Below are 21,878 nucleotides of genomic sequence, written 5' to 3' on the forward strand. Positions count from 1 at the left end.
CCCGTCCGACATCGGCGACTTACTTGACCATTGACCAGTTCGATCCCCGCCCGAACCGGGAGCACGATGAATACGTATAGGAAGGCATGAGCACCGCCGCCGAACCGGCCGGGCCGGCCGCGCTGTCCACACCCCGGGAACCACGGCTGATACTGCTGCACGCGCTGGCCTCCGGACTCGACCTGGAACGCTATTTCGGCTGGCGGCGGCACCGCGACGGGGACCCCTTCCTGGTGCGCTTCCCGGGCTTCGGATCGGCGGTGTTCACCGGCACGCCCGCCGGGGCGCGCGAGATGTTCCGGGCCCCCGTGGAATTGCTGGAACCACCGCTGCCGAACCCGATCGAGCCGATGGTGGGGCCCGCCTCGCTCATCCTGGCCCGCGATATGCGGCACAAGCGGGAACGGGCACTGTTGGCACCGGCATTCCACCGGAATCGAATCAGCGCCTACGGCAAGGTGATTCGGGATGCGGCGCGCGCCGAACTCGACGGCGAGCGGACCGGGACGCCGTGGCGGCCCGGGCGGCGGGTGGATGCGCGGGAGGCGGCGCGCGCGATCACCCTGCGCGTCATACTCGCGGCGGTATTCGGCATCGACGAGCCTCGGCGGCTGGCCGAATACACCACGGTGACAACGGAATTCCTGAACTCGTTCGGCGGACTGCTTTTCCTGATTCCGGCCCTGCGGCGCAATATGTTCGGATTGTCCGGGTGGGAGCGGTTCACCGAGGCACGGAATCGACTGGACGAGCTCATCGATACCGAGATCGCGCGGCGTCGCGCGGACGGTGGCGGCGGTGAAGCCGTGGTATGTAAGGACATGCTCGCCCTGATGTTGAGCACCCGGTACGACGACGGCACCGCCATCAACGACACCGACCTGCGCGAACAATTGCGCACCCTGCTGGTCGCCGGGCACGAGACGACCGCGACCTCCCTGGTGTGGGCGCTGTACCGGCTGCACCGCGAACCCGGCACGCTGGCCCGGCTGCGGACGGAATTGGCCGAGGCCGGAACCGATCTCGATCCGGCGGAACTGGCGAAACTGCCCTACCTGGACGCGGTCTGCCAGGAGACGCTGCGACTGCATCCGCCGGTGCCGATCGTATTGCGCAGGCTCACCGGTGATTTCACCCTGCGCGGGGTGCCGATGGTGGCGGGGGACACCATGGGCGTATCCGTACATCTGCTGCACTCCGATCCCGAAGTGTGGTCCGAGCCGCAGCGGTTCCGGCCGGAGCGATTTCTCGAACGCCGGTACAGCCCATTCGAATTCGCGCCGTTCGGCGGTGGACATCGACGATGCATCGGGGCCACGCTGGCCGATTACGAGTTGCGGATCGTGCTCGCCACCATGATCGGCGCTGTGCGTTTGCGGCTCTCGCCGCGGTTCGCGCGCGGGCGGATGCCGCTCACCGTGCCGCATAACATCGCGACCGGTCCGCACGCGGCCATTACCTTCGATGTACTCGAACCCTGATGCATACGAAGTGATTCCGATCACAACCACGTTTGAGGAAGTGAATACTCCGCCTCCGCCCACGTCGCTGGCCGGATAGGGAAATCGCCGATGCCATCGGCGCATACGCGCCAAGCTGGTCACCCACATCAGGTGATGTGACGGGGCACACACCCACAAGTCGGTATGCATAACTGGCACAACACGATTGGCATGACTCGCATTGCAAGGTAGGAATGACTGGGGGTTGGGACCTACCGCGGGCGAAGTGCGTCCGCGATCTGCGTGTGAACAAAGATCGAGAGGACCACTGCTGTGCGCTTTACCCGCCACCGGAAGACGGGCCTGATTTCCCTCGCCGTGATCGCGGCGACCGGAGCCTTGGTGGCAGCGCCCGCCTCAGCAGCTCCCCTATGGCCGGGCGGTCCGGAGCTTCCGGGCGTGCCGTCGGCCGTCATGCCGCAGCCGGCCCCCGGCTCGACACCGACGGACCCGAACGCCAAATCGCCGATTCCGCCCGCCAACTTCACGGCCCCGAACATCACCCCCGGGGACGGCGAGGTGGTCGGCGTGGCACAGCCGATCATCATCAACTTCAAGGAGCCGGTGAGCGATCACGCGGCCGCCGAGAAGTCCATCCGGATCACCTCCACCAATAAGGTGAACGGCCACTTCTACTGGCGCGGTGACAGCCAGGTGCGCTGGCGGCCCGAGGACTTCTGGCCGACCGGCTCCAAGGTCACCGTCGACGCGGGCGGCACCACCACCGCCTACGAGATCGGCGACGAATTCCTCGCCACCGCCGACGACACCACCCACGAAATCGTGGTCACCCGCAATGGTGAGGTCGTGCGGACCATGCCCACCTCCATGGGCAAGACCGGGCACGAGACCCCGAACGGCACCTACATCGTCAGCGAGCGCAATCGCAAGATGATCATGGACAGCTCCACCTACGGCGTGCCGACCACCGCCCCGGAGGGCTACAAGCTCGAGGTCGAATACGCGACCCGCATGTCCAATAGCGGCATCTTCGTCCACGCCGCACCGTGGAGCGTCGCACAGCAGGGCTACTCCAATACTTCCCACGGCTGCCTGAACGTCTCCACCGAGGACGCCAAGTGGTACATGGACAATGTGAAGAAGGGTGACCCGGTGGTCGTCAAGAACACCAAGGGCGGCACCTTGAGCACCAGCGACGGCTGGGGCGACTGGAACTGATGTAGTTCCGCACCGAGCATCCGATGCCCCGCACGAAATGTGCGGGGCATCTGTGTATTCGGAGCCGGGCTCGACTGTGCCCGTCTCGAGCGCTGGTCGCAAGATCAATTGATTTTGGCGCGAAAGAGACTGGGCAGCCGTACGATTCGCGGCATGTCCGCGCCACCAGCGGGTGTGCCGGGTGAACAATCGATGGCGCCTGCGCGCAGACTGTTCAACCGCCAGGCATCCCATCGTTACCGGCTATTCGCGCGCAACCGTCACGCTGCGGCGGTGAGATCGCGGCCCGAACGAGTATTACCGCAGCCCCCGGGGCGTGGTTGGCGAGGCAGACCCTGGCAGGATTACGCACTGTTCATAGTGCTGGTCGCGCCCAATCTGGCTCTGCTGTCCCTCTTCGTCTACCGGCCGCTCATCGACAACATTCGATTGTCCTTCTTCAGCTGGAACATCTCCGACGCCAACCCGCCGACCTTCATCGGCTTCGACAACTACGTCGAATGGTTCGGGCGAGACGACTCCTGGCAAATCGTTCGCAATACCGTTGTCTTCACCATCGCCGCCGTCATCGGCAGTATGCTGCTCGGCCTCGCGCTGGCCATGCTGCTGGACCGGAAGCTGGTCGGGCGCAATGTGGTCCGGTCGGCCATCTTCGCCCCGTACGTGATCTCGGGCGCGGCCATCGGCGTGGGCTTCCAGTTCATCTTCGATCCCGGCTTCGGCCTGATCCCGGACGTGCTGCACAAGCTCGGGATCACCTCACCGGACTTCATGCAGGACCCGGACTGGGCGCTGTTCATGATCACGGTCACCTACATCTGGAAGAACCTCGGCTACAGCTTCGTCATCTATCTGGCCGCGCTGCAAGGCGTTCGGAGCGATCTGATGGAAGCGGCCGAGATCGACGGCGCCAGCCGATGGACGACCTTCCGGCGGGTACTGCTGCCGCAGCTGCGGCCCACCACCTTCTTCCTGTCCATCACCGTGCTGCTCAATTCGCTGCAGGTCTTCGACATCATCAATGTGATGACGCGCGGCGGGCCACTCGGCACCGGCACCACCACCATGGTCTTTCAGGTGTATCGGGAATCCTTCGTCAACTTCCGGGCCGGTTATGGCGCGGCCGTCGCCAGCATCATGTTCCTGGTGCTGCTGGGCGTGACGCTGGCGCAGGTGCGCATCATGGATCGGGGCGAACAGTGAAGCGGCTCAATGCCAATCGCGAACTCTGGGCGAAGGTGTTCGGCTACGCGGCCATGGCGTGCGTGCTGATCATCGTCGGCGTCCCGCTGTTCTGGATCCTCACCTCCTCGTTCAAGGCGCACGGTGACATCTACACCCAGCCGGTCCAGTACTGGCCGAAGCACTGGCTCGCCTCGAACTACAAGGACGCCACCACCACACTGCCGTTCTGGCAGTTCCTGCGGAACTCGATCATCATCACCGGCATCATCACGACGGTGAAGTTCGTGCTCGGCGTCCTGAGCGCGTACGGACTGGTGTTCCTGCGGTTCCCGGGCAAGACCCTGCTGTTCCTGGTGATCATCGCGGCCCTCATGGTCCCCAACCAGATCACCGTCATCTCCAACTACGCGCTCATCGCGCAGCTGGGCTGGCGAAACACCTTTCAGGGCATCATCGTTCCGCTGTGCGGCGTCGCCTTCGGCACCTTCCTCATGCGCAATCACTTCCTGTCGCTGCCCAATGAGGTCATCGAGGCGGCGCGCATGGACGGCGCGGGCTGGTGGCGTCTGCTGACGCGGGTGGTGCTGCCCATGTCCGGGCCGACCATGGTGGCGTTCCTCGTGGTCACCCTCGTGAACGAGTGGAACGAATACCTCTGGCCGTTCCTCATGGCCGACGATTCGCGGGTCGCCACCCTGCCGGTCGGCCTCACCCTCCTGCAGAACACCGAGAACCCCAGCGTCACGAACTGGGGGCCGGTGATGGCCGGAGTCATTCTGACCATGCTGCCGATTCTCATCGTTTTCCTGGCGCTGCAGCGTCACATGATCAAGGGCCTCACCTCCGGTGCGGTCAAGGGCTAAGTCCCAGAAGGAGATTCCTGTGTCCGAATCACGTTTTTTCAGTGGGCACCGACCTGCTCTGTCACGGCGCGGGTTCCTCGGCCTCACCGGCGCGGCTGCGGCTGGGCTGGCATTGACCGCCTGTGCCGGATCCGGCGGCGGCAGCAAGCAGGGTGGGGACGATAAGACCATCACCTTCTGGTCCAACCACCCCGGCACCTCCAAGGACCAGGAAGCCGAGCTGATCAACCGGTTCCAGGCCAAATACCCGGACCTGAAGGTCAATCTGATCGACGCGGGCAAGAACTACGAGGAGGTGTCGCAGAAGTTCAATGCGGCACTGTCCGGCGGAGAACTGCCGGATGTGGTCATCCTGTCGGACGTCTGGTGGTTCAACTACGCGCTCAACGGCAGCATCGAACCGCTGGACAGCCACTTCGCGTCGGCGGGCGTGAACGTCTCGGATTATGTCGACACCTTCGTCAACGACTACAAGTTCAATGGCAAGACCTGGGCATTGCCGTACTCGCGCTCGACGCAGATCTTCTACTACAACAAGGACCTCTGGTCCAAGGCCGGTCTGCCCGACCGCGGCCCGGAGAGCTGGACCGAGTTCGACGAGTGGGGCCCGAAGATCCAGAGCCTGCTCGGCGCGGACAAGTGGGCGCACGGCTGGGGTGACGCCAAGAACTACCTGGCCTGGACCTTCCAGGGACCGACCTGGACCTTCGGCGGGCACTACTCCGACGAGTGGAAGCTGAAGTTCAACGAGCCGCAGACCATCGCGGCGGGCAACTACCTGCGCGATTCGATCAACAACAAGAAGTACGCGAGCATCCGGCCCACGTACGCAGTCGATTTCGGTAATGGCATCATCGCCTCGGCCATCGGCTCCACCGGCGATCTGAAGAGCATCAAGACCAATGCCGCCGGTAAGACCGAATTCGGCACCGCATTCCTGCCGCACCCGAACGGGCAGGCGGGCGCCACCACCGGCGGCGCCGGTCTGGCGATCCCGTCGCGAATCTCGGACAAGCGCAAGGAGAATGCGCTCAAGTTCATCGACTTCATCACCAATACGGAGAACACCTCGTACTTCTCGCAGGCCACCGGGTACATGCCGGTCCGCAAGTCGGCCATGCAGGATCCGAGCGAGCTGGACTTCCTCACCAAGAACCCGAACTCCAAGACGGCCATCGACCAGCTGGCGGTGACCAAGCCGCAGGATTACGCCCGCGTCTTCCTGCCGGGTGGCGACCAGATCATCGGCACCGGCCTGGAGCAGATCGGACTCCAGAACCGGGACGCCGCTGCGGCTTTCGCCGACGTGACCACCCAGCTGCAGAACATCATCGACCGGCAGATCACCCCCAAGCTGCCCAAGTAAGCGATCAAGAGGAGACCCGCCAGCATGGCGACTGTGCAGTTCGAGGGGATTTCCCTTACCTACCCGGGTGCGCCCGCCCCAGCGGTCGACGACCTGAACCTGGAGATCGCCGACGGCGAATTCCTGGTGCTGGTCGGGCCTTCCGGGTGCGGCAAATCCACCAGTCTGCGCATGCTGGCGGGCCTCGAGGCCGTCACCTCGGGGCGAATTCATATCGGCGGCAAGGATGTCACCGGCCTGCCGCCGCGCTCCCGCGATGTGGCCATGGTGTTCCAGAGCTACGCGCTCTACCCGAATATGACCGTGGCCGAGAACATGGGATTCGCGCTGCGCAATGCCGGAGTCAGCAAGGCCGACACCATGGTTCGCGTCAAAGAGGCGGCCGCCATGCTGGAGCTCGAGGAACTCCTCGACCGCAAACCGGCCAAGCTCTCCGGCGGCCAGCGCCAGCGCGTCGCCATGGGGCGCGCCATCGTGCGCCGCCCCCAGGTCTTCTGCATGGACGAACCGCTCTCCAACCTGGACGCCAAACTCCGGGTCAGCACCCGCTCCCAAATCGCGGCGCTGCAAAAACGGCTCGGCACCACCACCGTCTACGTCACCCACGACCAGGTCGAGGCCATGACCATGGGCCACCGCGTAGCAGTCCTCAAGGACGGCAAACTCCAACAGGTAGCCGCACCCCGCGACCTCTACGACGACCCGATCAATACCTTCGTCGCAGGCTTCATCGGCTCACCCGGCATGAACCTGCTCACCGCTCCCGTTGAGAACGGCTCGGCCGTCCTCAACGACCTGCGAATCCCGGTGCCCCGCACCATCACCGACAAGAACGTCATCGTCGGCATCCGCCCCGAATCCTGGGAAGTCACCACCAACCCGTCCGACTCCCTGGCCGTCGAAGTGGAACTCCTGGAAGAACTCGGCAGCGAATCCTTCCTCTACTCGCACGGCATCACCGACGCCTGGTCCAGCCGCTCCGGCCGCATAGTCGCCCGCGTCGACCGCCGCTTCCAGGTGGCACTCGGCGACCGCCTCCGGCTGACTCCGAAGCCCGAGGAAGTCTTCTTCTTCGACGCGAAAACCGAACTGCGCCTACGCTAATACGCTCGAGTCACGCGATCGCCGCGATATCACCGTCATCGAAGTAGATCGCCTGATGCAGGCGACCACCGAGGGCAACCGCATATCTGGCCAGAACTTCCTGGCCAGATATATGCCCCCGTTCGATCTGCGATACCCGGCCCTTCGTGACACCCATCCGCTCGGCGAGCTGCTGCTGCGTGAGCCCACGACTCTTGCGGATCTCAGCCAATCGGTGGCCGATAATCTCTGCCAGGAGCTCGTGTTTGCCGATTGCGACGGCTTCTTCGCCGCCGGCGCGCTCGACGAACTCCGCACGGATGTCCTCCCACCGGGAGTGTCCACTCATGGTCGCCCCCGTCTCGTCGAGTTGCATGATCCATTGACGAACCTCGTCCACCACGTAGATGTCCCACTCCTGGTCGGCCACGGCAGAAAGTATAGTGATCACTATACCTCAGTAGGATCGAATCAATAGATCGAGTCACCTGCCGCGACTTCGAACACACCGGCTACGGCTTGTCCGCCATCGCCCACATCGCCGAAACCAGCCGCATCCAGCACGCCCGAGGGCGTCCTGATGTTCAGCCCCTGGGAGACACTCACTCACGTAGATAACCCCGCATGAGCGTTTGGAGCATCGATTGAGCATGTGAGCCATTTCTTCGCTGACCGAAGGCTCATAGGGTTCTTTTCATGACAACGAAGAACACCATCGAATCCGGCAAGACCATCGCGGTCTACGGCGCGACGGGAGTCACCGGCGGGCACCTTGTCACCGAGCTGCGCCGGCGGGACATCACGCCGATCCTGGTGGGGCGCAATGCCGAACGGCTCCGGGCCGCGGCCGAGGCCGCCGGAATTCCGGATGCGGAAATCCGTCTCGCTGATCTTGACGACCCGCATGCTTTGATTGCAGCCTTCGACGGTGCGGACGCGGTGATCAGCAGTCTGCCCGCCTATGTCACCCTCGGCGACGCGGTGCTCGCCGCCGCGATCGCCGCCGGCGCGCACTACACCGATATGGCCGGCGAGCAGGTGTTCATTCAGCGCGCGTTCGACAAGTACGCGGCTGCTGCCGAAAAGGCCGGAGTCACGGTGGTTCCCGGCATCACCAATAGCAACCTGCCCGGGGACCTGCTCGGCCACCTGACTTCCCGGCTGGTCGCTGGACCGGCCGAAATCTCGATGAGCCTGCACAACACCAGCATCGGCAATGGCTCCAAGGGCAGTGCGCGCACCTTGCTGGCGAGTCTCGACTGGTTCGCCAGTGGCGGCTGGCATTACCAGGACGGCGAGCTGCGCACCGGCGCTGCCGCCCGGCACGGGGAAATGACCTTCCCGGGCGATGCCGAACCGACGCCGGTATCGAAGTTCCCGCAGCCACCCGTGCTCACCATTCCCAGGCACTCCGACGTCTCCTATGTCGAGGGCGTCCTGGAGACGGCATTCCATAGCCAGCTGGGTGGCATGACCGCCGAAATCGTCGAATCCCTGCCGGAAGAACCGACTCCCGGCCTCACCTACGACCTCGTCGTGGACGCCTACGGTGTGCACGGCGACCGAGTTCGCGGCGTGGTCAGCGGCACCGACGCCTACCGCGACACCGCCCTGATGGCGGTCCAAGCGGCGGTCGCCCTGACCGCCGGAACCGCCGAGCCCGGAGTGCTGGCCCCAGCGGAAGCCTTCGAGCCCGCCGAATTCCTGGACGCCCTGGCGGATTTCGACATCACCTGGCACATCGACAAGCAGTGAAACCTAGGGGAGTGGCTCCGCCTTCGCCAGGATGGCGTCCACCGTCTGCTCGACGGTGAGATCCGAAGTGTCGAGCCACAATCCGATGCGCGGCGTCGTGGTGTGCAGGCCGGTGTTCAGGTCCTCGACGGTGTACGGGCCGTAGGCCTTCTTGACGCGGCCCGCCTCGCGCGCGGCGACCGCGTCCGGGCGCGGGGCCAGCACCACGACATAGCGTGGGCGGGTCTGGATCTGGTCGGCGAACCAGGGCAGGAAGTCGCCGAGCACCACGTCTTGCACGACGGCCGTGAATCCTTCCGCGGCATAGGCATCCGCGGTCCGGGCGGCCAGGCGGTGCCGTAGACGCAGCTGCTCGAGGGCTTGCTCCGGTGGGTCCGGGCGCATGTCCTCGCGGCCGTTCACCACGAAGCGGCGGAACGCATCGCCACGAACGTGCGCCGATCGCGGCAGGCGCTCGGCGAGCGCCTGCGCGACCGTGGACTTCCCGGCAGCCTGGATGCCGGTGATCAGATATACCGCGCCAGTCATAGTGATCATGATGGTCGGCCGGTGCCGGAACTACCAGATCTTTACGCGCTCAGCCGGATCCAGGTAGAGCTCGTCACCCGGCTTCACATCGAAGGCCTCATGGAAGCTGTCGAGATTGCGGACGACGCCATTGCAGCGGAACTCCGGCGGGGAATGCGGATCAATGGCCAAGCGGCGGATGGCCTCCTCCTGGCGAGCCTTGGTGCGCCAGACCTGAGCCCAGCCGAAGAAGACCCGCTGCAGGCCGGTGAGCTCGTCGAGCACCGGAGAGTCCTTGCCCTCCAAGGAGATCTTGTAGGCCTCCAGGGCAATCGTGAGGCCGCCGAGGTCGCCGATGTTCTCGCCGATGGTGAACTCGCCATTGACCTTATGATCGTCGGTGAGGTCCTTGGGGGAGAACTGGTTGTACTGGGCGATCAATGCCTTGGTGCGCTTACCGAATTCGGTGCGATCCGCCTCGGTCCACCAGTCGATCATGTTGCCGTCGCCGTCGTACTTGGAGCCCTGATCGTCGAAGCCGTGGCCGATCTCGTGCCCGATGACCGCGCCGATACCGCCGTAATTGGCGGCGTCGTCGGCGTTCATATCGAAGAACGGGGGCTGCAGGATCGCGGCGGGGAAGACGATCTCGTTCATGCCCGGGTTGTAGTAGGCGTTCACGGTCTGCGGGGTCATGAACCATTCGCCGCGATCGACCGGGCCGCCCAGCTTGTTCAGGTCCCGATCGTGTTCGGCGGCATAGCCATTGCGGTAGTTGCCGACCAGATCGACCGAGTCGACCTCGACCGCCGAGTAGTCGCGCCACTCGTCCGGGTAGCCGATCTTGGGGGTGAACTTCTCCAGCTTGGCCAGCGCCGCCTGCCGGGTATCGGGGCTCATCCACTCCAGATCGGAGATATTGCGGCGGTACGCCTCCTGCAGATTGGCCACCAACTCGACCATGCGGGCCTTGGCCTCCGGCGGGAAGTGCCGGGCCACATACAGTTTGCCGACCGCCTCACCGAGCAGGTCCTGCACCAGGGAGACGCCGCGCTTCCAGCGCTCCCGGTTCTCCTGCGCGCCAGTGAGGGTGCGGCCGTAGAAGTCGAAGCTCTCCTCGACCAGGTGCGCGGTGAGGAACTGGGCGCGCGACTTGACCACGCGCCAGGCCGTCCACGCCTGCCAATCCTCGAGCGACTCCGAGGCCCACAGCCGGGCGAAGGTGCGCACGTAATCGGGCTGGCGCACCACGAGTTCGGCGAACAGCTCCGGCCCGGAACGATCCAGGTCCTCGGCGAGGGCCTCGGTCCAGGCGGTCCAGTCGAACTCCGGGTTCTCCGCGACGAGCGCCTCGAAGGTGGTGAGGTTGTAGCTCAGTTCGGCGTCGCGGCGGCGCACCACGTCCCAATGCCCGGCGGCCAGCTTGGCTTCCAGGTCGAAGACCCGCTGTGCGTCGTAGTCCAGATCGGCCAGCGCGAACATGCGGCCGATGTGCGCGACATACTTTTCGCGGATCTCCGCGTGTTCGTCCTTGTGGTAGTACGACTCATCCGGCAGGCCGATGCCGGACTGCGAGGCGTGCACCAGGTAGCGGGTCGAGTTCTTGTCGTCGGTGTCGACATAGAAGGCGAGCGGGCCGCCGACGCCGGTGCGCTGCAGGCCGCCGATCAGCGCCGCGAACGCGCTGCGATCGGTCACCTCGCGCACCGCGGCCAGTTCCCCGACGATCGGGGCCAGGCCCAGATGCTCGGCGTGCGCCTCGTTCATGAAGGAGTTGTAGAGGTCGCCGATCTTGCGCTCTTCACTGCCGCGCGGGGCATCGGAGGCGGCGGCGTCCTGGATGATCTGCTGCACGTCTCGCTCGGCCTGGTCGTAGAGCGTGCGGAAGGCGCCGTCCACCGCGCGGTCGGCCGGTATCTCGTAGTTGTCCAACCACTTGCCGTTGACGTGCGCGAACAGGTCGTCCTGCACCCGCACGTCCGCGTCACGGAAGGACAGATCGATACCGGAGGGAGGCGTCAGCTGCGAAGTCACGATTCCCAGTATGCCCATTGCGGCCGGAGCGAGCCCGTTCCGCGGGCACCTCGCACCCCGGTTTCACCGCAGGTGAACGCGCAGCACATCTCCGCTCTCGGTGCCGACCGTGAGGTCCCCACCGGGATCGACGGCCACCGAGGTCATCGGCTCTCCGGAGTACACCGTGCAACTGCCGCCGGTATTGGGATCCACCCGAGCCAAACGGCCCAGTGCGGTCGCCACGTAAATCTGACCGTCAGGGCCGACCGTCAGATCGTCGGGGAAGGCGGGCAGGATTCCCGCATTCAATTGCGCGGCGACCACGCGGGCCTCGGGATTGCCGATGGGCACCCGCAGGATCTGGCCGCCCAGGCTGGGCAGCACACCGACATAGAGATCGCGGCCGATCACCGCGAGGCCGTTCGCCCCGAAAATCTTGGCGCGCGAGGCCCATTGGTCGTCGGTCGAGCCATCTGGGCGGATGCGCAGCACGCCCGACAGGCTGTCGGTCACGTAGAGGAATCCCTCGGCGTCGAATGCGGCGCCGTTCACCATATTCCGGCCCGCCGCGAAGACTTCCGGTCGCGGCTCGGCCGCATTCGGATCGAATCGCACGATGCTGGAACCGGTCAGCAGGCTCGACGGTGAATCACCGGAATTCGCATACATCAAACCATCCGGGCCCAGTCGGACCGCACCCGGAAATTGCACCGGAACGGTAGCCGTCATGTGGCCCGCGGAGTCGTAACGCTGCACTTCATTGCGGTAAGTCCGGCTCACCCACAGATTTCCGGCAGCGTCATAGCCGAGGTTCTCCGACCAATCCAGCAGCGGTACGCCGAACGATATCTCGGTGGTAACCGGCGCGGTGCAGGAAGGTTCCGCGGCGGTTGCGGGCGTTCCGGGTACGAACGCGACCGAACTCGCTGCCAGCAATCCAGCCACCAACAGTTTCTTCACCATGCGTTGTGCCCCCGATGTTTCACGTGAATCTGGCTCCGGCACAGTGAAAATACGGGATTCAGGAGCTGAGAGGAACCCTGTCGAATTCCCCGTCCCGGGCCCCGGCGAGGAAGGCCTCCCATTCGCCAGGGGTGTAGACCAGATCGATCTCCCGGTGCCGGAGTGTGGTGTCCCCGGCTGCGCCGGTGCGGGCGGTCAGGGGTGAGGCGGCAACGCTGCTGCCCAGTACCACGCCGAGGAACGACATCCATTCGGTTGCCGTGACGGTGATGATGGGCTCGATATCGAGACGATGTTCCGGATTACGCCGGTACTTGCTGTCGCGGATGAGCACCGCATCACCGTGGAATCGAACCTCGACGCACTGGTTTCCATTATTCGTGCGAGTCGATGTGAACCATCCGGTGGATTCCGGATGGTATTTCGCGGTGGTAAGCATGCGCCGCATTTTACCGCTCCACATGTGTCTCCTACCCTTGCGAATAGCTTTTGATGAGCTCCAAAGACTCTGCCCGGCCGAGAGATTGGTCGAGTGCACGCACATATGCAAAACTCAAATCGCGCACCTGATCCGGATCGTCCACCGCACCACCGAAAACGGCGCTCTCCACCCAGCCGAAGGTGGGCAGGTTCTCCGAGGCGAAATCCAGCAGATGGAAACTGGAACCGCCCAGCACCGCGCCCCGGGTGGCCGCGAATGGAATCACCCGCACGGAAAGCGAATCCACCTCGTCCAGCAGCGCGATGAGATGTTCCAGCTGCCCGCGCAATACCTTCGGGCCGCCGATCTGCTGTAAGAGCGTGGCCTCGCCCAGCACCGCGGTCAGTTCCGGACGGTCCGCGCCGCGCAGCCGCTCCTGACGGCGCATGCGCACGGCGACAAGCTGTTCCACCTGCACCGGACGGATCATGACGTCCGCGCTGATCAACGCGCGGGCGTACTCCTCGGTCTGGAGCAGGCCGGGAACCACCAGGCTGTCATAACTGCGGATGGCCTCCGCACCGAATTCCATGCCGTAGTACCGCTGCAACTCCGCGCCGATCAGCGCCGAGGACTTGGACCACCAGCCGCGTTCCTTGCTGGCATCCAGGAGTTCCAGCAGTTCCGCGCGTTCCTCGCCGCCCACGTCGAGGAGCTCGAGCACCGGGCCGATGGTATTGACGGTGAGGACGCGGCGGCCCTTCTCCACATGCGACCAATTGGCCGGGGTGAAGCCGACTCGTTTGGCGAACGTCGCGGAATCGAAGCCGCGCAGCTCGCGCAGTTCCCGCAAGCGCAGGACCAGTTCCCACCGGGCGACGGTGGACGAGACGGGTGCCATGTCAGCTCATGCTACGCCCGAAAGTCCCCGGCGTGTGACTATTGTCATAGCGATTGCCGGAGAATAGGGTCGGTAGCAGGAGGTTCGCCATGAGCGCGCTGGACCCATCCTCATACACCGCGACCCAGGAAGCGCTGGCCCGCTGCCGACGCTACCGCAAGGAACACGGCCTGTACGGGATCGTCGACTCGGCACTCGGGCGAATCATGTTGGAAATCGGCGCGGTCGGCGCCGTCACCATGCCCGCCGACCTCGGCGCGCGCGTCCGCGACCGGCTCCTGGTGCGGCAGCACTGCGGACCCGTCATCGCCCATCCGCGCTCCGGGCGCTGGACCTTCCTGACCGGCCCGAACGACAATTCCTACCTGGACGCGGCCCTGTTCGCCGACATGTTCCGCGACTGCGCGGCGGTCGCGCTGCCCGGTAGCCACATAGTGCTTCCCTCCCCGGCCGATGAGCACAATGGCTACCGCCGCTGGATTCGCCCGCCCGAGGGCGACTTTCGGCCCGAACTCACCGAAGTCGTGGCCACCACCCGGGAATGCCGCGGCGTCCCAAGTGATCACAGCCCACAGTGATCACGTACGACCGTGATCAGTTGGTCGGAGTCGGATTGATCGTGACGCTGTACTTGTTCTCCAGCGTCGAATTGAAGTCGCGCTGGCACTGATCGACCTTGGACTGGTCATTGCCCGCCTTGTTCAGGCAGTCGATCAGATCCTTGCCGCCATTGTCGACGAACCAGCTGTAGCCCACCACGACCAGGACGATGGACACGACCAGGCCGAGAATGCCCAGGATCAGACCCGCCACCGCCAGGCCGAGCCCGCCACCGGTGCCCTTGCGCGCCTTGAACATCGCGATCAGGCCGAAGATCACCGCGAACAGGCCGAACAGGATGCCGCCGAGAATCGTGATGGAGCTCAGCAGGGCGAGGATGCCGAGCACCAGGGCCGTGATCGCCAGGCCCTTGCCCTTCGGCGACTCCTGCCAGTACTGCTGACCACCCTGCGGCGCCCCGTAATTGCCCGGCGGAGGCGGCGGGTACTGCCCCTTGCCGTATTGCCCCTGCTGGCCGTACTGGTCCTGACCGTACTGGCCGGACTGCCCGGGCGGCGGGTCATACGGCCCCGGGGGCGGGTACTGCGACATGGAGAGTCCTTCCGTCGGTGCTGCTGTATCGCCAACGTGCGGACGAGCCGTTAACGCGACCGAATTGTCTCAAATGCTATTGCCCGCCCAGGCGGGCATGCATCTCCCACACCAGGATTTCCGACGGCAGATTCGCCGTGATCCGCTGACCTCCACTACGCGCCATCCGCACCGCGTCACCCTCGTACAGGGTGCCGATGCCCTCCATCTCCACCTCACCGCGCGCCACGAACACGTGCAGGTACAGCGCCTCGGGTAGGTGCACCTCCGGCGCGCCCTCCACACCCGGCATGCGCGCCACATGCATGGCGGAATGACTGCTGTTGATGGCGATGGCCGTGCGATCGCGATAGCGGGGCAGACCCGACGCCACCGTCACCAGGCCGCCGCCCGCCAGCTCGTCGTCGATCTCGAGCTGCTGATACCCCGGGGCCAGGCCGGGTTCATCCGGCACCACCCACATCTGCACGAAATGCACCGGCTCGTCATGTTCGGGAGCGGCGCTGATCCGCCACGAATCGTTCTTCTCCGAATGCAGAATGCCGCTACCGGCGCTCATGCGCTGCGCCAGACCCGGATAGATCACGCCGCTGTGCCCGAGCGAATCCTGATGCACCAGGCTGCCCCGCAGCACCCAGGTGACGATCTCCATATCCCGGTGCGGATGCGTTTCGAAGCCCTCACCGGGTAGAACGATGTCCTCGTTGTTCACCAGCAGCAAGCCGTGATGGGTGTTGTCGGGGTCGTAATGTTCTCCGAACGAGAACGAATGCTTCGAATCCAGCCATGGGACACGGGTTTTCATCCGGTCACCGCCGCGATGGACATCGATGTGTGGTGTCGTGAGCGTGGACACCGCCCTACTCCTCTCACCGGCGAGCACCGATCAGAATCCAGGGTAGGGGCACATCCGATGCCCCAACCTGAATTCCTAGTAAATTCTAACGTGCGGGGCAGCAGCGCTCCGCACGCCGCCGACCAGGCACTATTGTCTCCGACGCCCAGAATGGGCAAATACCGGGCGACCACCCGGCAACGTGCGCGCCCCGTCAGCGAGACCGGGGCGGCGACCGTATCATGATGTGCCGCAAGTGAAACCGGAGGGAGAGCAGGGGGATGCGACCCGAAGTACTCGCGGGCATCGAACGCGAACTCCGGCAGCAGGCCGACAGCGAAGGGATAGCCCACTTCGTGGTGGGCGTAGCCGTGTTCAGAAACGGCAAACTCCTGCTCGTCAGGCGTGTCGCCGAAGATTGGCACGGGGGAATGTACGAACTACCCGGTGGCGGCGTCGAATCCGGGGAAAGTTTCGCCGAATGCGTCGAACGCGAACTGTTCGAGGAAACCGGGCTGCGCGTCCAGCGCATCACCGACGTCCTCGGCGGATTCGATTACGCCACCCGCACCAAATCCAAGGTCCGCAAATACAGCTTCGTCGTCGAGGCCGAACCCGGCGACGTCATGCTCGCACCCGGCGAACACGACCAATTCCAGTGGATCGACGCCGACGGCCTCGACAACCTGCCGATGGCGGAGGATATGCGCGCCGCCGTCTTCGCACTGGTGACCACCCACCCCGCCCGGTGAGCGCACCGGACACCGAACACCCGCCCCGGCCGCCGGGCTCGCGCCTGGACCGGGCCCGGGCCGCGCTGGCGACGGCACGCACCGGACTGCGCGAGAACCCCGGCACCCTGCGGCTCACCACCGTGCGGCTGGCCGGGCAATTCGGCGACGGCATGTTCCAGGCCGCACTGTCCGGGGCCATCCTCTTCAATCCCGAACGCGAGACCGACCCCCTCGCCATCGCGGGCGGCTTCGCCGCGCTGCTGCTCCCGTACTCGATGATCGGCCCCTATGCGGGGGCGCTGCTCGACCGCTGGGATCGGCGCAAGGTGCTGCTGGTCGCGAACATCCTGCGCGCGGTGCTGATCGGCGTGACCGCGGTGGGGCTGCTCGCCGGAATCCGCAATACCTCGCTGCTGCTGCTCGCGCTCTCGGTCATCGGCACCTCGCGCTTCATCGGCGCGGGAGTCTCGGCGGCCCTGCCGAAGGTCCTGTCCCAGCGCTGGCTGGTCACCATGAACTCGGTGCTCGCGACCGTGGCCTCCGGCTGCGCCATCCTCGGCGCGGGCATCGGATTCGGCGTGATCGGCCTGATCGGTGCGGGTGACTTCGCCTCGGCCATGGCGGTGTTCGGGGCCACCGCGGGTTCGATCATCGGCGCCATCACCACCTACGGCTTCCGGCCCCGCGCACTCGGGCCCGAGCATGGCGACGACCCGGACCAGTCTCGAAATACGGTGCGCGCGATCGCGGCGGGCCTGCGCTCCGGCGCGACCGCCGCCTGGCGATCCCGCGAGGTCACCACCGCACTGATCGGCATCGGAGCCCATCGCATCGTCTTCGGGGCCGACACTCTGCTGATGGTGCTGGTGCTGCGCCGCGGCGATGGGACCGGCGTCGGGAAGGACATTGCCCGATTCAGCGCCGCGATCACCACCACCGGGCTGGGCATGCTGGTCGCGGCGGTGGTCGCGCCCTTCCTGATTCCCCGGCTGGGGCGGCCGCGCACCGTGGTGGCCGGGCTGGTGCTGGCGACCATCGTGCAGCTGACCTTGGTCACGCCCATCACGATCGCCACCGGCGACGCCGAGCGGTGGGCCGGAGTGGCATTGCTGTGCGCGGCCTTCCTGCTCGGATTGGCCGGGCAGACCATCAAACTCACCGGCGACGCGGCCATGCAGATCAATATCGACGACGCCCATCGCGGACAGGTATTCGCACTCCAGGACACCGTTTTCAATATCACCTACGTGCTGGCGCTGGCGGGCACCGCGCTCTGGATCCCGGCGGACGGGAGATCACCCGCCGTGGTCATAACTGCGGCCGGAATGTATTGCTGCGGCATCATTGTCATCGCGATCAATTCACGGCGCGACTGTTAATATCTCCTCGATCTGACGGACGAGGAGACACACGCCGTATGGGATTCCGCTCGGCTGCCGCGACGCCCCGCACCGAAATCCCTGCCGCCTTCATCCTCTCCAGTGTGGTCATTGTCGGAGCCATGCTGCTGCCCGCCGCCCCCGCGTACGCCGATCGGCATCCGTGGGCTCCCGCACCCGTGAACAGTTGCGGCGAAACCGGATTCGATCCGCTCAATAGAGCGCCCGACCCGGATGCGGCCAAGCCACAACCGGATTCGACCATTCGCATCCCGGTTCCCGTCCCGGAGTTCCTGCCGGTAGAAGTGCCCGGCCCCAGACCGGACAACACGCGCATCAAACCCGAACCGCTGCCCGAGAATCCGTGCGCCAACCCCTGCCCGGACGTCCGCGACGTGCCGAAGCCGGTCCCGGCGACGGAAACTATTGCGCCGAAAGGCAATCCGAGCGAGACCCCGGCCCCGGAGACCACCGCGCCGCCCACCACGACCAGCGCGCCGCCCACCACCTCGGGATCCGACGGCCCACTGCCGGTGCCGCACATCGAAATTCAGCCCGAGACTGAACCCATCCCGATTCCGGTGCCCGGCGGTGAACCGCCCGAACCGCAGACCCCGCCGAACCCGGACGTGCAGCCCGCCGAACCCGCGCCCCAGGCCGCGCCGATCGCCGCACCCCGCGTCGAATCGGTCGAGCTGGTCAATCAGATCACCGGGCACGGCTCCCCGAATCGCACCGATATGCGCTGGTCGGTGGACGGCACCGACCTCGGCCTCATCTGGGAGAACAAGCCCGGCGAGGTCGCCGTCGTCTTCGGCGACTCCTTCGGCAAGGGCTGGGAGCCCACCGGGGCGGGCACCGGCGATCAGGATTGGCGCAGCAATACCCTGTCCTACAGCACCGATCACGATCTCGCCGACGGTCTCACCCTGGACGGCTTCGTCCAGGACAGCCGCTGCCACGCCGCCGAGATCCTGGACAGCCGCAAGGTCAAGAACTTCGAGATCACCACCATCCCCACCTCCGGCTTCAGCGTCGGCGACCGGCAATACCTGACCTATATGTCGGTCAATCGGTGGAGCAAGATCCCCGGCATGTGGTGGACCAATCTCGGCGGCCTCGCCTGGTCCGACGACAATGGCAGCACCTGGACCAAATCCCAATGGGCGCGCTGGGACAACTTCTTCGGGCTCGGCCGCTTCCAGGTGGTGAGCATGGTGCCGCACGGCGACTACGTCTACATGTTCGGCACACCCAACGGGCGCATGGGCGTGATCGGCCTCGGCCGGGTACCCGCCGATCAGGTGCTCAATAAGTCCGCCTACCAGTACTGGATCAATGGCACCTGGGTCGCCGCCGACGGGCCGAACGAATTGTTCGCCACGCCCGTGGTCGCGGGCACCGCCAGCGAACTCTCGGTGCGCTACGACGCGGACAGCGGGCAGTGGCAGATGGTGTACCTCGACCTGGTGCGGCAGCAGCTCGTGCTCCGCACCGCCACCGACCCGCAGGGCACCTGGTCGGATCCGGTGGGGCTGGTCGACACCGCCGACTACCCCACGGCGTACGGCGGATTCATGCATCCGTGGTCCACCGGCAAGGACCTGTACTTCACCATGTCGGCGTGGAACAGCTACAACGTGTATCTGATGCACGCCACGTTGAACCGCGGAAAATAGGCCGCGAACAGCAGGCCGAAATCAGCAGGGACGGAAGCGCATCGGCTGACCCGGCCGGGCCTGCGCCACCAGATCCACATCGGCGTCCACCACCACCGCGACCACCGGATAGCCGCCGGTGATCGGATGATCGGCCAGGAAAACCACCGGCTGACCGCTCGGCGGTACCTGAATGGACCCCAAAGCCATGCCCTCCGTGGGTAGTTCGCCCGCACCGCGCCGATCCAGTGTCGGCCCGCTGCGCCGATCCAGCCGCGCGCCGATCCGATCGGTATCCGACGACACCGTCCATTCGCCCCGATACAGCGCCCCCGCATCGGCGAACCAATCCGCGCGCGGACCCGGCACCACCCGCACGGTCAGCAGATCACCCGCCGGAGCAGCCACCGGAGCCACATCCACGATCGGATGCGTGCGCGGCGGCGGCCCGACCGGCAGCACATCACCCGCCCGCAGCGGCTCCGGGCCGATTCCGGACAGTGTGTCCCGGCTGCGTGAACCGAGCACCGGAGCGACATCGATTCCGCCCCGCACCGCCACATAGCTGCGCAAACCGGTCGTCGCGAGGCCGAGCCGAAGCCGCTGCCCCTCTTCGATTTCCAGCACGCTGGCCGCGCCGACCGGACGACCGTCCACGCTCGCGGGCGCGGGCGCACCCGTCACCGCCACGGTCAGATGCCGCTGCGCGAGCAATTCGAGGCCGCCCAGCAGCGCCTCGATTCCGGCCGCCCCCTCCGGATTTCCGACCAGTCGATTGGCCAGGCGCAGTGAGGACCGATCCGCCGCACCCGCGATCCCGACACCGGAGTCGAACCACCCGGGACGACCCAGGTCCTGAATGGTCGCCAAGGGGCCGACCCGCTCCACCCGAATCATCGGCCCGTCTCCACATCCACGAAACGCACCCGGGTCGCGGCCCGAATCACCGCGGGCGGAACACGATCCACATCCCACATGGTCAGATCCGTAGTGCCGATGAGCTGCCAGCCACCCGGACTGCGACGCGGGTAGACGGCCGAATAACCCCCGGCCAGCGCGACCGCGCCCGGCGGGATGGCGGTGCGGGATTGTGTGCGGCGGGGGACGGTGAGACGACCGTCGGGAGATTCGAGATACCCGAACCCGGGGGCGAAACCCACGAAGGCGCAATGCCATACGGTGCCGGTGTGCTGGGCGATCACCTCCTCGGTGGTCAGGCCGAGCAGATTCGCCACATCGGCCAGATCCTCGCCGTCGTAGCGGACCGGAATGCGTACGGGTTCCTCACGGAACTCCCCGCCGCGCACGGATTTCTCCGCGCCACCGGTGCGATCCGGGCGTGGGCCGGTCGGGCCGCCTTTCCTATCCCCGGAACCTTGTGGTCCCGCCCCCACCCGGGCCTCCGCGTCCAGATGCTCGAGCAGCGAATTCAACTGCCGTCGCACCGATTCCGCCGCAGCGGGGGAGGAGAGGGTGACCAGTACGGTTTCGGCGGCAGGCAGGACATCCACCACCCCCGCGGGCCGATTCCGCAGGGCCGCGACCAGATCCGCCACCATGGCGCGCAATGGCGGAATCACCAGTAGCGCACGGTCACCCGCCGCCCGGATAGCGTCTTCGTCCGTCATGTGAACGACCGCACGAATAGGCCGGATTCGTCCAGCATGGACCGAATGCGTCGAGCCATTTCCACGGCCGCCGGGGAATCGCCGTGCACGCAGATGCTCGCGGCCGAGACGGCCACCGTCCCGCCGTCCACGGTCACCGCCTTGCCCTCACGAGCGATCGAAAGCGCCTGCGCCACGGCCGCATCCGCGTCGAGAACACCGCCCGGCAGTCCGCGCGAGGCCAGCAGCCCCTCCGGCGTGTAGGCGCGATCGGCGAAACCCTCACCCACGAAGGCGGTTCCGGCCGCCCGGGCCGCGCGCTCCATCTCGGTGCCCGCCGGGCCGAGCAGGACCAGGTCCGCGTCGAATTCGCGCAGGGCGGCGACCAGCGCGTCCGCGAGCGCGGGGTCCGCGGCGGCCTGGTGATACAGCGCCCCATGCGGTTTCACGTAGCGCACCCGATCACCCGCCGCCCGGGCGAAGGCATCCAGACTGCCGATCTGGTACAGCGTCTCATCGCGCACCTCATCGGGCGATACCGCGATGGCGCGGCGGCCGAACCCCGCCAGATCCCGATGCCCGACATGCGCGCCGATCCGGACGCCGCGTTCCACCGCGAGCCCGCAGGTGCGGCGCATGATGGCCGGATCCCCGGCATGGAATCCGCAGGCGATGTTCGCGCTGGTGACCACGTCCAGCATGGCCGCGTCATCGCCCATGCGATAGGCGCCGAATCCCTCGCCGAGGTCGCTGTTCAGATCCACGGTCATAC

23 protein-coding genes are annotated in these 21,878 nt (G+C 65.9%); 11 read left to right on the plus strand and 12 right to left on the minus strand.

All coding sequences use genetic code 11. The features are described 5' to 3' along the window. Window positions 1–86 precede the first annotated feature (86 nt). From AB0N05_RS19665 to ugpC, 6 genes are all read left to right on the plus strand, one after another. Window positions 87–1,481 carry a cytochrome P450 gene (locus AB0N05_RS19665; RefSeq protein WP_364695755.1) on the plus strand — a complete coding sequence of 465 codons (1,395 nt, stop codon included), beginning with the start codon at window positions 87–89 and terminating at the stop codon, window positions 1,479–1,481. A 294-nt stretch (window positions 1,482–1,775) separates the two neighbouring features. Continuing rightward, a complete protein-coding gene (locus AB0N05_RS19670; protein ID WP_364695758.1) occupies window positions 1,776–2,681 on the plus strand; it encodes a L,D-transpeptidase in 906 nt (301 codons plus the stop codon). 273 nt (window positions 2,682–2,954) lie between these two features. Next, on the plus strand, window positions 2,955–3,884 hold the full coding sequence (locus AB0N05_RS19675; protein WP_364695761.1) for a sugar ABC transporter permease: 930 nt from the start codon (window positions 2,955–2,957) through the stop codon (window positions 3,882–3,884). 53 nt (window positions 3,885–3,937) lie between these two features. Continuing rightward, window positions 3,938–4,729 (plus strand): carbohydrate ABC transporter permease, encoded by a 792-nt coding sequence (locus tag AB0N05_RS19680; RefSeq protein ID WP_364696523.1) that lies wholly within the window; start codon window positions 3,938–3,940, stop codon window positions 4,727–4,729. Between the two features lie 19 nt (window positions 4,730–4,748). Continuing rightward, window positions 4,749–6,095: an ABC transporter substrate-binding protein gene (locus AB0N05_RS19685; protein ID WP_364695764.1), complete on the plus strand. Its 1,347-nt coding sequence runs from the start codon at window positions 4,749–4,751 to the stop codon at window positions 6,093–6,095. 24 nt (window positions 6,096–6,119) lie between these two features. Continuing rightward, window positions 6,120–7,199: a sn-glycerol-3-phosphate ABC transporter ATP-binding protein UgpC gene (gene ugpC, locus AB0N05_RS19690; protein WP_364695767.1), complete on the plus strand. Its 1,080-nt coding sequence runs from the start codon at window positions 6,120–6,122 to the stop codon at window positions 7,197–7,199. 10 nt (window positions 7,200–7,209) lie between these two features. On the opposite strand, the gene AB0N05_RS19695 is transcribed toward ugpC, so the two are convergent. Next, window positions 7,210–7,608, minus strand: coding sequence for a helix-turn-helix transcriptional regulator (locus tag AB0N05_RS19695; protein ID WP_364695770.1), 399 nt, complete (start codon window positions 7,606–7,608; stop codon window positions 7,210–7,212). A gap of 41 nt (window positions 7,609–7,649) precedes the next feature. Next, on the minus strand, window positions 7,650–7,784 hold the full coding sequence (locus AB0N05_RS19700; RefSeq protein ID WP_364695773.1) for a hypothetical protein: 135 nt from the start codon (window positions 7,782–7,784) through the stop codon (window positions 7,650–7,652). A 90-nt stretch (window positions 7,785–7,874) separates the two neighbouring features. Between AB0N05_RS19700 and AB0N05_RS19705 the strand changes: the two genes are divergently transcribed. Then, window positions 7,875–8,933, plus strand: coding sequence for a saccharopine dehydrogenase NADP-binding domain-containing protein (locus AB0N05_RS19705; RefSeq protein WP_364695776.1), 1,059 nt, complete (start codon window positions 7,875–7,877; stop codon window positions 8,931–8,933). Window positions 8,934–8,936: 3 nt separating this feature from the next. Here AB0N05_RS19705 and AB0N05_RS19710 read toward each other — a convergent pair whose 3' ends face one another. From AB0N05_RS19710 to AB0N05_RS19730, 5 genes are read right to left on the minus strand one after another with little or no spacing between them, the layout of a single operon-like run. Further along, window positions 8,937–9,461 carry an AAA family ATPase gene (locus tag AB0N05_RS19710; protein ID WP_364695778.1) on the minus strand — a complete coding sequence of 175 codons (525 nt, stop codon included), beginning with the start codon at window positions 9,459–9,461 and terminating at the stop codon, window positions 8,937–8,939. A gap of 30 nt (window positions 9,462–9,491) precedes the next feature. Further along, entirely contained in the window at window positions 9,492–11,492 is a 2,001-nt protein-coding gene (locus AB0N05_RS19715; protein WP_364695781.1) for a M13 family metallopeptidase, read from the minus strand. 45 nt (window positions 11,493–11,537) lie between these two features. Continuing rightward, window positions 11,538–12,419: a hypothetical protein gene (locus AB0N05_RS19720; protein WP_364695784.1), complete on the minus strand. Its 882-nt coding sequence runs from the start codon at window positions 12,417–12,419 to the stop codon at window positions 11,538–11,540. A 58-nt stretch (window positions 12,420–12,477) separates the two neighbouring features. Continuing rightward, window positions 12,478–12,858: a DUF397 domain-containing protein gene (locus AB0N05_RS19725; RefSeq protein ID WP_364695787.1), complete on the minus strand. Its 381-nt coding sequence runs from the start codon at window positions 12,856–12,858 to the stop codon at window positions 12,478–12,480. Window positions 12,859–12,889: 31 nt separating this feature from the next. After that, window positions 12,890–13,741, minus strand: coding sequence for a DUF5753 domain-containing protein (locus AB0N05_RS19730; RefSeq protein WP_364695790.1), 852 nt, complete (start codon window positions 13,739–13,741; stop codon window positions 12,890–12,892). 89 nt (window positions 13,742–13,830) lie between these two features. Here AB0N05_RS19730 and AB0N05_RS19735 point away from each other — a divergent pair, with 89 nt between their 5' ends. Next, the gene (locus AB0N05_RS19735; RefSeq protein WP_364695793.1) at window positions 13,831–14,319 is read left to right on the plus strand and encodes a hypothetical protein; all 489 of its coding nucleotides are present in this window, start codon (window positions 13,831–13,833) and stop codon (window positions 14,317–14,319) included. Between the two features lie 16 nt (window positions 14,320–14,335). On the opposite strand, the gene AB0N05_RS19740 is transcribed toward AB0N05_RS19735, so the two are convergent. Next, on the minus strand, window positions 14,336–14,893 hold the full coding sequence (locus AB0N05_RS19740; protein ID WP_364695796.1) for a DUF4190 domain-containing protein: 558 nt from the start codon (window positions 14,891–14,893) through the stop codon (window positions 14,336–14,338). Window positions 14,894–14,969: 76 nt separating this feature from the next. Further along, window positions 14,970–15,749: a pirin family protein gene (locus tag AB0N05_RS19745; protein WP_364695799.1), complete on the minus strand. Its 780-nt coding sequence runs from the start codon at window positions 15,747–15,749 to the stop codon at window positions 14,970–14,972. 260 nt (window positions 15,750–16,009) lie between these two features. On the opposite strand from AB0N05_RS19745, the gene AB0N05_RS19750 reads away from it, so the two are divergent. From AB0N05_RS19750 to AB0N05_RS19760, 3 genes are all read left to right on the plus strand, one after another. Next, on the plus strand, window positions 16,010–16,480 hold the full coding sequence (locus AB0N05_RS19750; protein ID WP_364695802.1) for an NUDIX domain-containing protein: 471 nt from the start codon (window positions 16,010–16,012) through the stop codon (window positions 16,478–16,480). A 65-nt stretch (window positions 16,481–16,545) separates the two neighbouring features. Then, a complete protein-coding gene (locus AB0N05_RS19755) occupies window positions 16,546–17,841 on the plus strand; it encodes an MFS transporter (protein WP_364696526.1) in 1,296 nt (431 codons plus the stop codon). 122 nt (window positions 17,842–17,963) lie between these two features. Next, the gene (locus AB0N05_RS19760; protein WP_364696529.1) at window positions 17,964–19,520 is read left to right on the plus strand and encodes a DUF4185 domain-containing protein; all 1,557 of its coding nucleotides are present in this window, start codon (window positions 17,964–17,966) and stop codon (window positions 19,518–19,520) included. Between the two features lie 21 nt (window positions 19,521–19,541). Here the strand turns inward: AB0N05_RS19760 and AB0N05_RS19765 are convergent, their stop codons facing one another. Genes AB0N05_RS19765 through AB0N05_RS19775 form a run of 3 tightly spaced genes read right to left on the minus strand, consistent with a single transcriptional unit; the run spans window position 19,542 to window position 21,876 of the window. Further along, window positions 19,542–20,396 carry a biotin-dependent carboxyltransferase family protein gene (locus tag AB0N05_RS19765; RefSeq protein WP_364695805.1) on the minus strand — a complete coding sequence of 285 codons (855 nt, stop codon included), beginning with the start codon at window positions 20,394–20,396 and terminating at the stop codon, window positions 19,542–19,544. Beyond that, on the minus strand, window positions 20,393–21,127 hold the full coding sequence (locus AB0N05_RS19770; RefSeq protein ID WP_364695808.1) for an allophanate hydrolase subunit 1: 735 nt from the start codon (window positions 21,125–21,127) through the stop codon (window positions 20,393–20,395). Before AB0N05_RS19770 ends, AB0N05_RS19765 begins: the two co-directional genes overlap by 4 nt. Beyond that, entirely contained in the window at window positions 21,124–21,876 is a 753-nt protein-coding gene (locus AB0N05_RS19775) for a 5-oxoprolinase subunit PxpA (RefSeq protein ID WP_364695811.1), read from the minus strand. The genes AB0N05_RS19770 and AB0N05_RS19775 overlap by 4 nt, the downstream gene beginning before the upstream one ends. Window positions 21,877–21,878 lie beyond the last annotated feature (2 nt).

This window comes from Nocardia sp. NPDC051030, assembly GCF_040683015.1.
Lineage (GTDB): Bacteria > Actinomycetota > Actinomycetes > Mycobacteriales > Mycobacteriaceae > Nocardia.

Bases quoted from the DNA above. Each gene is read 5' to 3' on its own strand.
- AB0N05_RS19665 (WP_364695755.1), top strand. From the start codon at position 87: ATGAGCACCGCCGCCGAACCGGCCGGGCCGGCCGCGCTGTCCACACCC.
- AB0N05_RS19680 (WP_364696523.1), top strand. From the start codon at position 3,938: ATGGCGTGCGTGCTGATCATCGTCGGCGTCCCGCTGTTCTGGATCCTC.
- ugpC (WP_364695767.1), top strand. From the start codon at position 6,120: ATGGCGACTGTGCAGTTCGAGGGGATTTCCCTTACCTACCCGGGTGCG.
- AB0N05_RS19705 (WP_364695776.1), top strand. From the start codon at position 7,875: ATGACAACGAAGAACACCATCGAATCCGGCAAGACCATCGCGGTCTAC.
- AB0N05_RS19710 (WP_364695778.1), bottom strand. From the start codon at position 9,461: ATGACTGGCGCGGTATATCTGATCACCGGCATCCAGGCTGCCGGGAAG.
- AB0N05_RS19715 (WP_364695781.1), bottom strand. From the start codon at position 11,492: ATGGGCATACTGGGAATCGTGACTTCGCAGCTGACGCCTCCCTCCGGT.
- AB0N05_RS19720 (WP_364695784.1), bottom strand. From the start codon at position 12,419: ATGGTGAAGAAACTGTTGGTGGCTGGATTGCTGGCAGCGAGTTCGGTC.
- AB0N05_RS19725 (WP_364695787.1), bottom strand. From the start codon at position 12,858: ATGCTTACCACCGCGAAATACCATCCGGAATCCACCGGATGGTTCACA.
- AB0N05_RS19730 (WP_364695790.1), bottom strand. From the start codon at position 13,741: ATGGCACCCGTCTCGTCCACCGTCGCCCGGTGGGAACTGGTCCTGCGC.
- AB0N05_RS19735 (WP_364695793.1), top strand. From the start codon at position 13,831: ATGAGCGCGCTGGACCCATCCTCATACACCGCGACCCAGGAAGCGCTG.
- AB0N05_RS19740 (WP_364695796.1), bottom strand. From the start codon at position 14,893: ATGTCGCAGTACCCGCCCCCGGGGCCGTATGACCCGCCGCCCGGGCAG.
- AB0N05_RS19750 (WP_364695802.1), top strand. From the start codon at position 16,010: ATGCGACCCGAAGTACTCGCGGGCATCGAACGCGAACTCCGGCAGCAG.
- AB0N05_RS19760 (WP_364696529.1), top strand. From the start codon at position 17,964: ATGCTGCTGCCCGCCGCCCCCGCGTACGCCGATCGGCATCCGTGGGCT.
- AB0N05_RS19765 (WP_364695805.1), bottom strand. From the start codon at position 20,396: ATGATTCGGGTGGAGCGGGTCGGCCCCTTGGCGACCATTCAGGACCTG.
- AB0N05_RS19770 (WP_364695808.1), bottom strand. From the start codon at position 21,127: ATGACGGACGAAGACGCTATCCGGGCGGCGGGTGACCGTGCGCTACTG.
- AB0N05_RS19775 (WP_364695811.1), bottom strand. From the start codon at position 21,876: ATGACCGTGGATCTGAACAGCGACCTCGGCGAGGGATTCGGCGCCTAT.